General features: G+C 41.7%; 9 protein-coding genes. 6 read left to right on the forward strand and 3 right to left on the reverse strand.

Going from position 1 to position 12,563, the window contains the following annotated elements; genetic code table 11:
* Positions 1–3: 3 nt before the first annotated feature.
* Together ACIFSR_RS19750 and ACIFSR_RS19755 are read left to right on the forward strand one after the other, a co-directional pair.
* Complete coding sequence (locus ACIFSR_RS19750; protein WP_430059429.1) at positions 4–774, forward strand: DODA-type extradiol aromatic ring-opening family dioxygenase; 771 nt, start codon at positions 4–6, stop codon at positions 772–774.
* A gap of 25 nt (positions 775–799) precedes the next feature.
* Positions 800–2,158, forward strand: coding sequence for a hypothetical protein (locus ACIFSR_RS19755; protein ID WP_339204849.1), 1,359 nt, complete (start codon positions 800–802; stop codon positions 2,156–2,158).
* Between the two features lie 193 nt (positions 2,159–2,351).
* Here ACIFSR_RS19755 and ACIFSR_RS19760 read toward each other — a convergent pair whose 3' ends face one another.
* From ACIFSR_RS19760 to ACIFSR_RS19770, 3 genes are read right to left on the reverse strand one after another with little or no spacing between them, the layout of a single operon-like run.
* Entirely contained in the window at positions 2,352–3,944 is a 1,593-nt protein-coding gene (locus ACIFSR_RS19760) for an ABC transporter substrate-binding protein (protein WP_339204848.1), read from the reverse strand.
* Positions 3,945–3,993: 49 nt separating this feature from the next.
* Positions 3,994–4,860, reverse strand: coding sequence for a carbohydrate ABC transporter permease (locus tag ACIFSR_RS19765; protein ID WP_256710832.1), 867 nt, complete (start codon positions 4,858–4,860; stop codon positions 3,994–3,996).
* A 52-nt stretch (positions 4,861–4,912) separates the two neighbouring features.
* On the reverse strand, positions 4,913–5,866 hold the full coding sequence (locus ACIFSR_RS19770; RefSeq protein ID WP_430059432.1) for an ABC transporter permease: 954 nt from the start codon (positions 5,864–5,866) through the stop codon (positions 4,913–4,915).
* 237 nt (positions 5,867–6,103) lie between these two features.
* Between ACIFSR_RS19770 and ACIFSR_RS19775 the strand changes: the two genes are divergently transcribed.
* From ACIFSR_RS19775 to fdhA, 4 genes are all read left to right on the forward strand, one after another.
* Positions 6,104–8,494: an AraC family transcriptional regulator gene (locus tag ACIFSR_RS19775; protein ID WP_430059434.1), complete on the forward strand. Its 2,391-nt coding sequence runs from the start codon at positions 6,104–6,106 to the stop codon at positions 8,492–8,494.
* Between the two features lie 209 nt (positions 8,495–8,703).
* Positions 8,704–9,978 (forward strand): Gfo/Idh/MocA family protein, encoded by a 1,275-nt coding sequence (locus tag ACIFSR_RS19780; protein ID WP_339204844.1) that lies wholly within the window; start codon positions 8,704–8,706, stop codon positions 9,976–9,978.
* A gap of 327 nt (positions 9,979–10,305) precedes the next feature.
* A complete protein-coding gene (locus ACIFSR_RS19785) occupies positions 10,306–11,238 on the forward strand; it encodes a hypothetical protein (protein WP_339204843.1) in 933 nt (310 codons plus the stop codon).
* Positions 11,239–11,329: 91 nt separating this feature from the next.
* On the forward strand, positions 11,330–12,544 hold the full coding sequence (gene fdhA / locus ACIFSR_RS19790) for a formaldehyde dehydrogenase, glutathione-independent (protein ID WP_339204842.1): 1,215 nt from the start codon (positions 11,330–11,332) through the stop codon (positions 12,542–12,544).
* Positions 12,545–12,563: the final 19 nt, after the last annotated feature.

A 12,563-nucleotide genomic window follows, 5' to 3' on the forward strand; every position in this document is an offset into this window, starting at 1 on the left:
GATATGATGCCATCCTATTTTTTCGCGCACGGTGCACCTTCAATCGTACTCGATGATAACGAATATACAAAGTTGCTTAAGCAATTTAAAGAGCACACGCCAAGCCCAAAAGCTATCGTTCTCTTCTCCGCTCATTGGGAGGAATCGATACAGACGGTTAGCGCCGCAGAAACTTATGAAACCATTTATGATTTTGGCGGGTTCCAAGATGAGCTTTACCAGATGACTTATCCGGCACAAAGTGACCGATCGTTAGTAGATCAGATTCAAAACTTGTTTACAAAGCATGGTGTTGAGAACGTTCAAAATGAAAAAAGAGGTTTAGACCACGGGGCATGGGCTGTTCTAAAACTACTGTATCCGGATGCAGATATTCCGGTCGTAGCGCTATCCGTAAATCGTTATTTATCTAATGAAAGGCAGTATCAAATCGGCAAGGCGTTAGCGGAACTCCGCGAGCAGGATGTTCTTATCATCGGAAGCGGTGGGACCGTTCATAATTTACGGAAATTGAACTGGCGGTCGGAGGGAATTGAAGAGTGGGGGGAACAATTCGACAACTGGATTCAAAGTAAGCTGGAGTCATGGGATACCGAAGCTCTGTTTCAATACCGTGAGCTCGCTCCCCATGCCCAAGAGGCCGTACCGACGAATGAGCACTTCATTCCGCTTCTTCTCGCCATGGGAGCAGGTGACGTCAACCGCAACGCAAAACTTCTTCACCGCAGCTACCAATACGGTAACCTAAGCTTAAGCTGCTGGCAATTCAATTAAGATGAAATGAAAGAGGGCGGATCGGATGACATCCGCAATTAAGACGGCAGCGGAGAGAATAATAATATTTTCCATTGCCGCTGTGTATATTGCGTTGCAAGCGGCGCAGCTTGAGATGCTGGTCTTTCTGCTCGGTGGATTGGTGTTTACTGCAATCGCCTTGCTGTTGCCAAAACTGAAGGGGATGACGTTTTGGCTTACGATTTTCTTTGTGACTATTGGAGTTGTACTTCTTGCGCTTCAGAAAGCAAATGCTAGGATTTGGTTCGAGTCGGCTGGTATAAACGTGACCATTGTAACGCTTTTCCTATTCGCCCCGTTGTTCGGAATTCCAGTTCGTATTCCTGAATACGTTAAAGCCTTGAAGCGGTTTTACGAAGCTAACCTGCACAGCAAGGCCGCTCTATTCTTGGGAACGCAGCTGCTCACTCAAATTATGGGCGTATTTATCAACGTGGGTTCGATACCGGTTGTTTATCAAATGGTCTTTATTAAACCGCAGCCAGGGATGAGCCGTTTGCTTGCAAATGCGCTCAACCGAGGTTTTGCAGGAGCGATTCTCTGGTCACCTTATTTCGCTGCCATGACACTAGTGACTTCAACGTTAGGACTGTCCTGGTCGTCCGTCCTGCCCTATATGCTTGGACTCGCCATTCTTAGCCTCGGCATAAGCTGGGCAGTCGATTTTCGGGAATTGCGTGACGCTAGTCTAGATGAATTTGAAGAGGCAGTAGACAAAAAGGAGAACTCGAATTTTCCAGTTGGACTCGGCATGTATTTAATAGGCGCCATTATTGTCATCTTAACCATGGAACATATGATCAAGCTGCCAATGGTCTTATTAATCTGTATGGCTGCAGTAGCTTTCCCTTTGTTCTGGTGCATTATAAAGGGGACCATGAATATATACAGAGAAGGAATTATAAATCATATAACAATCACTTTGCCGGCTTTGCAGAAAGAGATTACGCTTTTTCTGGCCGCCGGCTTTTTCAGTGGAGCAATTGGGATTACGAACTTCGGCTCAAAGGTTCCGAATTTGCTTGAATTTGTTCCAATGCCGATTTCCTTCACATTCACGATATTAACCGTTCTATTGATTGCAAGCACTTCAATAATTGGTCTCCATCCGATCGTGCCAGTGACTATGCTCGCTGGAGCCATTGATCCCTTGAGCGTGCAAATCAGCCCAACTTATTTTGCGGTGCTGCTGCTTGGAAGCTGGGCTTTGTCTAATCCTATCTCGCCGGCTTCGGCTGTAAACAACTTGCTGTCCGGTTTACTAAAGAAATCAGTGTTTGAGATAGCTGCACCGAATTACAAGTTCGCCGGCTGTATGGCGCTCAGTTTGATCGTTTTTTTAATGGTTGTTGTGAGGTATTAGAACAAAAAACTAAAGAGTGGCTGTTGGCATTAGAAAATGTAAGGGCATTACATGTTGAATCGATCGAAAGAATAGTGTGAAAAAGATTTACACATAAATGAATAACGAATAGCGTATTCCCTTCTACTTGACTCATTAAAATAGAAATCCGGTGTAAGCGATACACCGGATTTCATTACTGAGTGAGAGATTTTTATCTTTTCCAAGTGTCATATTGAGCTTGTTTTTCTTTGATGATGTCATCTACGCCAGCAGTTTTCAAACGCTCGAGGAATTTAGGCACGGCTGTAGTCGGGTCAATCGAACCAGAGCTGATAGCCGGGATCATCTCAGTCATAACGGAAGCTACGTTGGCAACTTGCGTTTTTACAGGAGTTGGGTCAAATACAAAGCCTGATAATGGCGAAACATCTGCTGTTTGATCATTTTCAAAAACGATTGACTGAGCTTTTCTCTTCATTTCGCCAGCTGCATTTTCGGCATGATCAGCACGGTTGAATGTTGGGCTGAAGGATTGACCGATTTGCCATTCATTCCAGTTGAAATTATATTTGCCTTCAATTTGAGTGAAGTCACCTTTTTCGTTGTAGGTGTAGTCAACGTCTTTTTCTCCTAATGTAATGAGTTTGTATAGATCATCATCAGTGTTTAGCAACTCAATTAATTGCAAAGCCTTTTCAACGTTTTTTGAACCTGAATTGATAGCAATAGCTGCATTGGAGGCAGCTCCAGCTGAAATCAATGTACGAGTAGTAGATACGGATAGAGCAGGGTAATCTTTGTATTCTGTCATGGACATAGCTTGCTCTTGACCTGGAAGATCGATGCTGTCAGGCCAGCCATAGTGCATCGCAAAAACAATTTTACCAGCTTTACGATCAGGAGTTGTATCTTTTACCGTTGCACCATCTTTGCGCACATAGCCTTTATTGAACCAGTCACGCATAATTTCTGCGTATTTAGCGAACTCAGGAGTTTCAAACTGGTTGATAACTTTGTCTGGCGCATTGAGATTGACCCAGCCAGGAGTTAGCAAATCACCTACAGGCTCCATATCCCAGTAAAGCGGCTCATTGGCAAAAAAACTATGATTAGCGCTAGTTTCAAATCCGATCATGTCAGGATGCTTAGCTAACGCTTCGCCAAGGAAAGGTCCTACCATTTCGAGAGCTTCTATGGTTGGCTTGCCTTTAACAGCTTTCCAGTCAAACCCCGTTTCTTTAAGAACATCTTCGCGGAAGATAAAGCCACTGCGCTTGGCAACGCCCCATTGCTGATAATTGACAACTGCATAAATACGATCATTTATTTTCACACCATCCCATAGACCTTGAGGGATGCGGGAAAACGTTTCAGGCGCATGTACAGGAAGAAGGTCAGTTAAGTCAGCATACGCTCCCTTTGAAGCGTTTCCAAAGTAATTAATTCCACCCCAGAATGCAGTGAAAGCAAGATCCCAGTCGTCGCCCGAATTGATCATCAGATTCATTTTATCTGCATAAGTACTGCCGTCTACAAGTACTAAATTCAATTTGGCATTGATTTTTTCAGCAATAATTTTATTAGCTTTGTTCATGATGCGGTCAAAGTCATTGACAGGGCTGTTCGACATATAGAAGTTAAGGGTAACGAGTTCTTCTTTTTCTTTTTCTTTTTCAGCATTTTTAGTATCAGGTGCTGGAGTCGTAGAATCGCCGTTAGCGTTTGGTGAAACCTTCGAGCAGCCAGACAGGATCATGGTGAGAAGCAGAGTTACGCTGATCAACAACATAGAAATTCTTTTCATTGATATCCCCCTAAAATCTAATTTTATTCTCAACTAGATTCTTGTAAAATTACTCTTTTACAGCACCTATTGTTAAGCCTTTTTCGAAATACTTCTGTAGAAAAGGATACAGTAATATAATCGGACCGATGGCAAGTACACAGGTCGCCATCCGTGCTCCTTCACTAGGAAGCATGCCGATAGCGGCTTCCATAGATTTAGATGCTGCTTCATTGGCTTGCAAATAGCCGATATTGTTCATTAAAGATTGCAGTAAATATTGCAATGTGTACAGCTTCGGCTTTTCGATATACAAGGCAGTGGTCGTCCAGTCATTCCAGTAGGAAATCGCTGTGAACAGACCGATAGTCGCCAGTGACGGTTTTGAAAGTGGAAGTGCAATACTGAAAAAAGTACGAATTTCACCTGAGCCGTCTATACGTGCAGACTCGAACAAGGAACTAGGAATCGATTTGAAAAAGTTTTTCATAATGAGCACATTGATCGCTGACACAAGGAAGACGACAATGAGAACCCAGATGGTATTCTTAAGATGCAAATATCGTGTTATTAAAATGTAGGATGGAACAAGTCCACCATTGAACAGCACGGGAAGGTACACGAATAAAGTGAGTGCATTTCGATAGGTAACTTCAGGTCGCGTCAACGAATAGGACAGCATCGAAGTAACAAGTAAATGCAGCAGCGTACCAACAACGGTTACAAAGATCGTTACTGCGTATGCATTGGCAATCGAGCCTGCTCCGCTAAATACGTATCGATAAGCTGAAATATCAAACACTTTGGGCCAAAAATTATATCCGTCGACCATAAGCGACTTTTCAGCTGTAAACGATATCGATACAACTAATAGCAGCGGAATGATACAGGCTAGTGCTGATACAATGAATATGAGATGAATCACGATCTTTGACACGTGAAAGTTTCTTGCTAAAATGAAAATCCCTCCCTTTCTCTACGCTGATCGATTAAAATAAGGCGCTGTCGGGGTCTGTTTTTTTAATAATATAGTTAGAAATCAGGACAAGAACGAGACCGATCACTGCCTGATATAGACCAATTGCAGACGACATGCCATAGTCGTTCAGCTTTTTCAGAGAGCGGAATACAAGGGTGTCTATAACATCTGTTGCACCATATAGTGCTCCTGAATCATTGGAAAGGGTATAGAATCCATTCCAGTCGCCCAATCCGCCATTGAACAACTTACCTACCCATAACAACATGAGGACGATAATTATTGGTTTCAGCAGCGGCAGTGTAACATATTTGACTTGCTGCCACTTCGAAGCGCCATCCAATTGAGCAGCTTCATAATAGTCCGTATTAATCCCCGCGATCGCTGCTACATACAATACCGAATAGTAACCGATATTCTTCCACAGATAGGCTAAGGGAAGAATATAGTGCCAATGTGAAGGCTCACTGTACCAGTAAATAGCTTCTCCACCATTTGATTCGATAACGTTGTTGACAATACCTCGGTCTACACTAAGCATACCGAACACAATATACTGAACTACAATCCATGAAAGGAAAACTGGCAGCAATAAAGCACCTTTATAGGTGGCTGAGAGCTTTTTATTTTTCACTTCGCTCAATAGAATGGCCAATATTAGTGCACCGAGCGTAACGGTAACCATCTCTATGATATTGTAGAAAAGTGTATTGAACGTAACAATTTTCGCTGTTTCGGATTTAAAGAAAAATTCGAAGTTTTTGAACAGCGGATCCATCCATACGCTTCCGAATATGCCATCGCGTGCATTGTAATCTTTGAAGGCGATTATGACACCGCCCATTGGGATATAACACATGATTGCAATGAATAGTAGACCAGGTGACATCATTAAATAGAAAGGAAACTGTTTACGTACGCTGCGCAATGTTCTGTTATGAATTGGTCTTGTAGTTAGTTTCATTGAGTTCACCCCCTTCCTTGCAATTAATCTTTTACTTCCCTCATTGTATTTAGTGGTACTTTTATCCACAACAATCAAAACCATCATTCTCTTAGTTTTTCGACAGAAGGCATCTCTAAAAAATAATGAAATCTACAAAGAGCTTTAATCGTTGTGATGCTAAATGGATACTTATGCTATTATGATGATAATTGTAAATACATAGAAAATCGAAGTCGTATGAACTGGGGGATCACAATGAAGCTACCGAGGATATTGGAAAAAAACAGTACGAGCTTTTTTCGCAAATCATTCTTCTCCTTTCTGATTATTACGATCCTCATCACTGTATTGCTTACTGTTTTCTTGACCATTACTTATTTACGCACGAGTATCTCGATGATTAACCGCTTCAATTATGAGCTGATTGAACATTACAATTACAGTATTACCTACCTAGATGAGACTGCGAAAAAATTAGGAAATGCACTGTACAGCGATAAAGATATCATCCAATTTATTAATATGAAGAAAAATGATGAGATCGTGGCGATTTTAGCAAGCAAGGTCATTGACAAGCACTTTCTGACACTAAAAGATATCGATAGCGTTTATCTTTACAATGCGGGGGCGGATTTGTTTTATTCTTCAAGGAGCGGTGAACGCCAATCAGCCTCTACCTTCTCAGATCAAGCGATTGTAGCGCTGCTAACCGATAAAAATTTTATAGCGGCGTATCGTGGTCGGCCTATTGTGACATCTGTAGAAGAAGCAACGCAATCGGCCGATACATGTTCCTATATATTATTTGAACCGGGGGAGACTTTATCGGGCTTGAAAAACGCTATTGTCGTCAACATTCGCACGAAAGCGCTTACGGAATCTATTCAAGCGATCAATGGCAATAACCCTGAAACGAAATCTTCTTTTTTAGTCGTTGATTCAAACGGCTCTATTCTAAGTAAGACGCTCACACCGGAGTTTGAGCATAATATGAGTGAAGTAGGCGGATTAAGCCAGCAAGCAAATGAACTAGTTGGAAGCAATAATCAGATCCGAGAAATTGGGGGTATCAGCTATTTGGTATCCAGCAGTAAAAGCAACGCAAACAATTGGTACATTATGGGCCTTACTCCTGTAAAAGAAACGTTTAAGGATGTAATTAAAGCATCAATGGTGTCTGCGGGTATCGTAATTGTTGTATTTATCATTTGCGCAATAATTTGTCTGTACTTGGCTCGCAGACTGAATCATCCGATTCAAACAATTACGAAAATTATTAACGGCGAAGCTTCTGAGAAAAACGATGTAGTCATTTCGAGAATGGAAGAATTTCAATTTATTTTGTCTGTATTCGAGTCTATGAAAGAGAGAAATCAACAGCTTGATAAAATAATCCATGAAGCAGGCTATGCGGTCAAACAAGACTTTCTTAATGCACTATTAAGTGATAGTACTACACACTCTATAGACCAAGTGCAGGAGAAACTACATGACATCAAACTGGATTATATCGCCACCAGTCAGTTGTGCATGTGTCTCATTAAAATCGATAATTACAGCCAATTTGTATCAGTGAATAGCCAGAAGGAACGATGGGCACTACGCTATGCTATTGTGAATATTGCAACAGAACTGGCAGCGGACTATGGTGTGTGCGAAATTTTCAGCAGTGAGCCCGATAAATTCGTAGTGATTATGGATTGTTCCACAGTAACCCAATATAAAGTGCTGCAGGAGAAAATAGAGCGTTACTTGCTCGAGGTACACAGTAATACACTTAAGTATCTTCGTATTTCTTTATCTATGGCGTATAGCACGATGTTTCAGGGGATTGAGCATTTACCTAGCATGTACAATAATATGAAGGGCTCCATTCTGTTGAAGATGCGCTATGGACATGGTTGTATTATTACTCCTTACATGATGGATGAAATCAACACGGATAATTTTCATATACCCATCAAGAAAGAAGAGCAGTTGGTTGAGAAAGTACTCGAGGGCAATTATGAATCTGCTGCCGCAATCTATCAAAGTATTAGTCCAAAGTTATATCAATACACTTACGACGAAATTTTGTATTGCATTGTTCATTTGATTTACAGTGTTTACTCCAGTGTGCTAAGCAAGATGCCTGCAGTAAAGGATAGCCAGGATTTAACTCTACAAAAGTTTTTGCGCGGGATTCAAAATGCAGAAGTGAGTACAGATATGGACAGTGTAATGGATTCATTTTTACAGAAGCTGTGTAATAAAGTGGAGGTTCTCAGGAACACTTCCAATAGTAATGACCATCTGATCCAACGTATTGTCGCAATTGTCGAGCAAGAATATTCCAACACAGAATTATGCCTGAGCTCTATCGCCGAAAAATTACGGTTATCATCTAACTATGTTGGCCATATATTCAAAACTGCACATGGGCAGTCTATTGCGCAGTATATTTTCGACACGCGAATGCAAAAACTGGACGAATATATGCGCAATACGCAGCTTCCTTTAACATCCATTATTGAAAAGGTGGGACTAGAGAGGAATAATTATTTTTACACGCGATTTAAAAAGCATTTTGGCATGTCCTTGAGTGATTACAGACTGCAGCTTGGGCAAGAGATAGATCATGAAAATGATATGCCATTTCAATATTAGCATCGTTCTGAAGAGCCTGATTCCATTGCGGATATTGGGCTTTTTTTTATTAACTTGAAAGTTATCAGATTGAATTCAGAGAAATGATATTAAATAGTAGTCGATTTATATTACTTTTCGAAGAAATACAAACTTTTTATTATTTTCAAAATGGACGAACCTATTTAAGCTGATATTAACTAACAATAGAGATGGAGTGGAGCACAGGAATGAAAAAAATTACTGCTGTATTAATTGGAGCTGGACAAAGAGGGGGAGGTGCTTACGCTCCATATGCCTTGCAACATCCAGACGACATTCAATTCGTTGCCGTTGCGGATATCGATCCTGAGCGAAGAGAGCGATTCCAAAAAGACCATGGTGTTCTGAATGAGAATTGTTACTCGAACTGGGAGGATCTGCTTGCAGGGCCGAAGCTAGCCGATGCGATTCTCATCTGTACTCAGGATAAAATGCACTATGAGCCTGCGTTGAAAGCATTGGAGAAAGGGTACCATGTGCTAATGGAAAAGCCGATGTCACCCGATCCAAGAGAATGTATTGTCATGGGGGAATATGCTGAGAAATATAATCGGGTATTTTCGATATGTCATGTACTTAGGTATACGGACTTTTTTTCAACGATCAAGCAGATTATTACGGAGGGAAAAATCGGCAAACTCGTTTCAATTCAACATACTGAAAATGTAGAACATCGTCACCAAGCACATAGCTTTGTAAGAGGAAACTGGAGTGATTCAGAGGTTTCGAGTCCAATGATTCTGGCGAAAAGCTGCCATGACATGGATATATTACAATGGCTTGTTGATGCAGATTGTACTAAAGTTTCATCTTTCGGCTCATTAACTCATTTCCGCAAAGAAAGTGCGCCGGAAGGCGCGCCTAAGTACTGCTTAGACGGTTGCTCCGTGCAGGACAGTTGCCCTTATTATGCACCTAAAATGTATATTGAACGAGATGATTGGGTGGGTGAAGTGCTGCGCACGGTTGTTAGCAACGATACAAGTGATGAGGGAGTGCTTCGAGCACTGAAAAATGGGCAATATGGAAGATGCGTGTATCATTGCGATAACAATGTGGTCGATCATCAGGTAGTGAACATGGAATTTGCAAATGAAGTGACGGTTGCGTTCACAATGAGCGCATTTACTTATGAAGGCGGACGCTCGGTGAAGCTAATGGGCACTCATGGTCAGATCAGAGGCGATATGGAGAAGAATGTAATTGAAGTGACGAGCTTTGTTACTCGGGAGACGGAGACTATCACTTTGGATACGGACTTGGCAGGTCATGGCGGCGGTGATACAGGTATAATGAGAGATTTTGTACGTCTTGTTCGGAGTGATGGGAAGGAAGAAGGGCTTACAGGTGCAGGTGTTTCTGTAAAGAGTCATCTGATTGCTTTCGCCGCTGAAAAATCGCGTTTGGAAAGCCGAGTTATTTTGATGGAAGAATATATTAATGAATTAAAGAATAGTAACTGATTGTGACTTTCAGTCTGGCTTTGTTCCTGTGTGTGTCCTGCTTGTCTCCGAAAGCCGTGTTTGCAGAAAAGCCTTCCCTTCTTCTTTTAATGAAGAAGCCAATGATCAAAATCTCCGTTTTTTTATCAAAATGTCCACATAGTGCAAAATTAAGTCTCGTCAGTTCAAAGACTAATTTAGTTTGGGAGTTTATCATATCAGACAACACTATCATTTGTTGATTCGTGACGGGTAGAAGCTGATCTTAAATCAAATGATGAGCCAATTCATGATAGCGTTTGCTAACAAAAAAGTTAATCACTCAACTAAGGAAAAGAGGATTTAAATATGATCACAAACAAAACACCGCAATTAGGAAATACGGCACGCAGCTACGATCTTGTTCAAGGCTGGGCAAAGCTTCCTTCTCACTTGGAGTTTGGCTATACACATGGAATCGTCGTAGACCAACAGGATAATGTTTATGTCTTTCATACAGGAAAGCCCTCCATTTTCAAATTTGATCAGAACGGGGAGTTTCAAGCGGCTTGGGGCGAAGAGTTCGAGGGTGGCGCACACGGATTTTATCTTCATAAGGAGCAAAATAGCGAATACCTTTATATCACAGACACAGCTCGCGGTAATGTTGTGAAAATGGATTTGAGCGGAAAACACTTATTGACATTGGGAACACCTGATCGTCCTGATATTTATAACGAGGAGCTTAAATATGTCCCTACAGATGTAGCCGTTTCGGCAAATGGTGATATTTATGTATCCGATGGTTATGGACAAAGCTGGATTCATCAATATACAGCAGCAGGAGAATATATCCGTTCCTGGGGTGGGAAAGGTACGGAATTAGGACAGTTAAACTGCCCGCATGGTATTTCGATTGATATTCGTAGTGGGATAGAAGAAGTTTATGTAGCTGATCGTGGCAATCATCGGATTCAAGTCTTCACTCTACAGGGCGATTTCAAAAGAGCCATCGTCGATGACATGGATCAGCCCTGCAGCTTCTATTATCACGGGGACGATCTCTTCTTCCCAGACTTAAACAGTCGGATTACGATCTTCGACAAAAATGATCGGTTGATCTGTCATTTAGGTGAAGATCAGCAGGCTTACAAACAAGCAGGCTGGCCGAATTTGCCTAAGTCTTACTACAGGGATAATAAATTTAGTTCACCACATGGTATTTGTGTGGATTCCAAGGGTTCTGTCTATGTTGCGGAATGGATTTTCGATGGACGTATAACTAAGCTTACACTTGCATAATTTCGTGGTAAAGAATCTTCATTATTTAGGCATACAGGCTGATAAAGCATCTAAACTGTAATTAAATAATCTAGTAAATGGAGATGAGAACATGTCTGGAAATAAGGCAGTTGTTTATAGTAAGCCGGGAAGTGTTGAGGTACGAGACACCGCTTATCCAGACTTGGTATTGAAGGATGGACCGGGTGTCAATCCATTGAATGTAGGACGTAAATGTGAGCATGGGGTTATTCTGAAAGTGATTACAACGAATATTTGCGGAAGCGATCAGCACATGGTTAGAGGAAGGACAACGGCTCCATCTGGTCTTATCTTAGGCCATGAGATAACAGGTGAAGTTATTGAAGTAGGTCGTGATGTCGAGTTTATAAAAAAGGGTGACTTGGTCTCTGTTCCTTTTAATATTGCTTGTGGCCGTTGTCGAAGTTGTAAAGAACGTAATACAAATATATGTTTAAATGTCAATCCAGATCGTCCTGGTTCTGCTTATGGTTATGTGGATATGGGTGGATGGGTTGGCGGGCAATCCGAATATGTCATGGTTCCATACGCAGACTTTCAGTTATTGAAGTTCCCAGATAAAGAGAAAGCAATGGAAAAAATTCTGGATTTAACGATGCTCTCTGATATTTTCCCAACAGGTTATCATGGTGCGGTTAGTGCTGGAGTTCGTCCGGGTTCAACGGTATATGTTGCCGGTGCAGGTCCGGTAGGTCTTGCTGCAGCGCATTCTGCTCAATTGCTAGGGGCAGCGGTTGTTATCGTCGGTGATTTAAATGCAGAGCGTCTTGCCCAAGCGAAAAGCTTTGGTTGTGAGACGATTAATCTGCGTGAGAATGGTGATTTGGCTGGACAAATTGATCAAATTTTGGGATCTCCTGAAGTAGATTCGGCGATAGATTGTGTTGGTTTTGAAGCGCATGGGCATGGGGAGGGGCATGGCGAAGCGCCAGCAACGGTATTGAACTCCATTATGGAAGTTACTCGTGCAGGCGGCAGCTTAGGAATTCCGGGACTTTATGTTACAGGGGATCCAGGTGCTGTGGATGAGGATTCGAAAATTGGAACATTGAAAATTCGTTTTGGTCTCGGTTGGGCGAAGTCCCATACGTTTGTGACAGGCCAAACGCCAGTTATGAAATACAACAGAGAATTAATGATGGCGATCATGAGCGGACGTGCACAAATTGCTAAAGCCGTGAATGCCACACTTATCTCATTAAATGACGCTCCAAAAGCGTATCAAGATTTTGATCGCGGCGTTTCCCGGAAATTTGTTATAGATCCCCATGGCGTCGTTAAATAATATAGTTTTTATTCAGATT

This window comes from Paenibacillus sp. NRS-1760 (assembly GCF_050467785.1).
Lineage (GTDB): Bacteria > Bacillota > Bacilli > Paenibacillales > Paenibacillaceae > Pristimantibacillus.

Bases quoted from the DNA above. Each gene is read 5' to 3' on its own strand.
- ACIFSR_RS19750 (WP_430059429.1), top strand. From the start codon at position 4: ATGATGCCATCCTATTTTTTCGCGCACGGTGCACCTTCAATCGTACTC.
- ACIFSR_RS19755 (WP_339204849.1), top strand. From the start codon at position 800: ATGACATCCGCAATTAAGACGGCAGCGGAGAGAATAATAATATTTTCC.
- ACIFSR_RS19760 (WP_339204848.1), bottom strand. From the start codon at position 3,944: ATGAAAAGAATTTCTATGTTGTTGATCAGCGTAACTCTGCTTCTCACC.
- ACIFSR_RS19770 (WP_430059432.1), bottom strand. From the start codon at position 5,866: ATGAAACTAACTACAAGACCAATTCATAACAGAACATTGCGCAGCGTA.
- ACIFSR_RS19775 (WP_430059434.1), top strand. From the start codon at position 6,104: ATGAAGCTACCGAGGATATTGGAAAAAAACAGTACGAGCTTTTTTCGC.
- ACIFSR_RS19780 (WP_339204844.1), top strand. From the start codon at position 8,704: ATGAAAAAAATTACTGCTGTATTAATTGGAGCTGGACAAAGAGGGGGA.
- ACIFSR_RS19785 (WP_339204843.1), top strand. From the start codon at position 10,306: ATGATCACAAACAAAACACCGCAATTAGGAAATACGGCACGCAGCTAC.
- fdhA (WP_339204842.1), top strand. From the start codon at position 11,330: ATGTCTGGAAATAAGGCAGTTGTTTATAGTAAGCCGGGAAGTGTTGAG.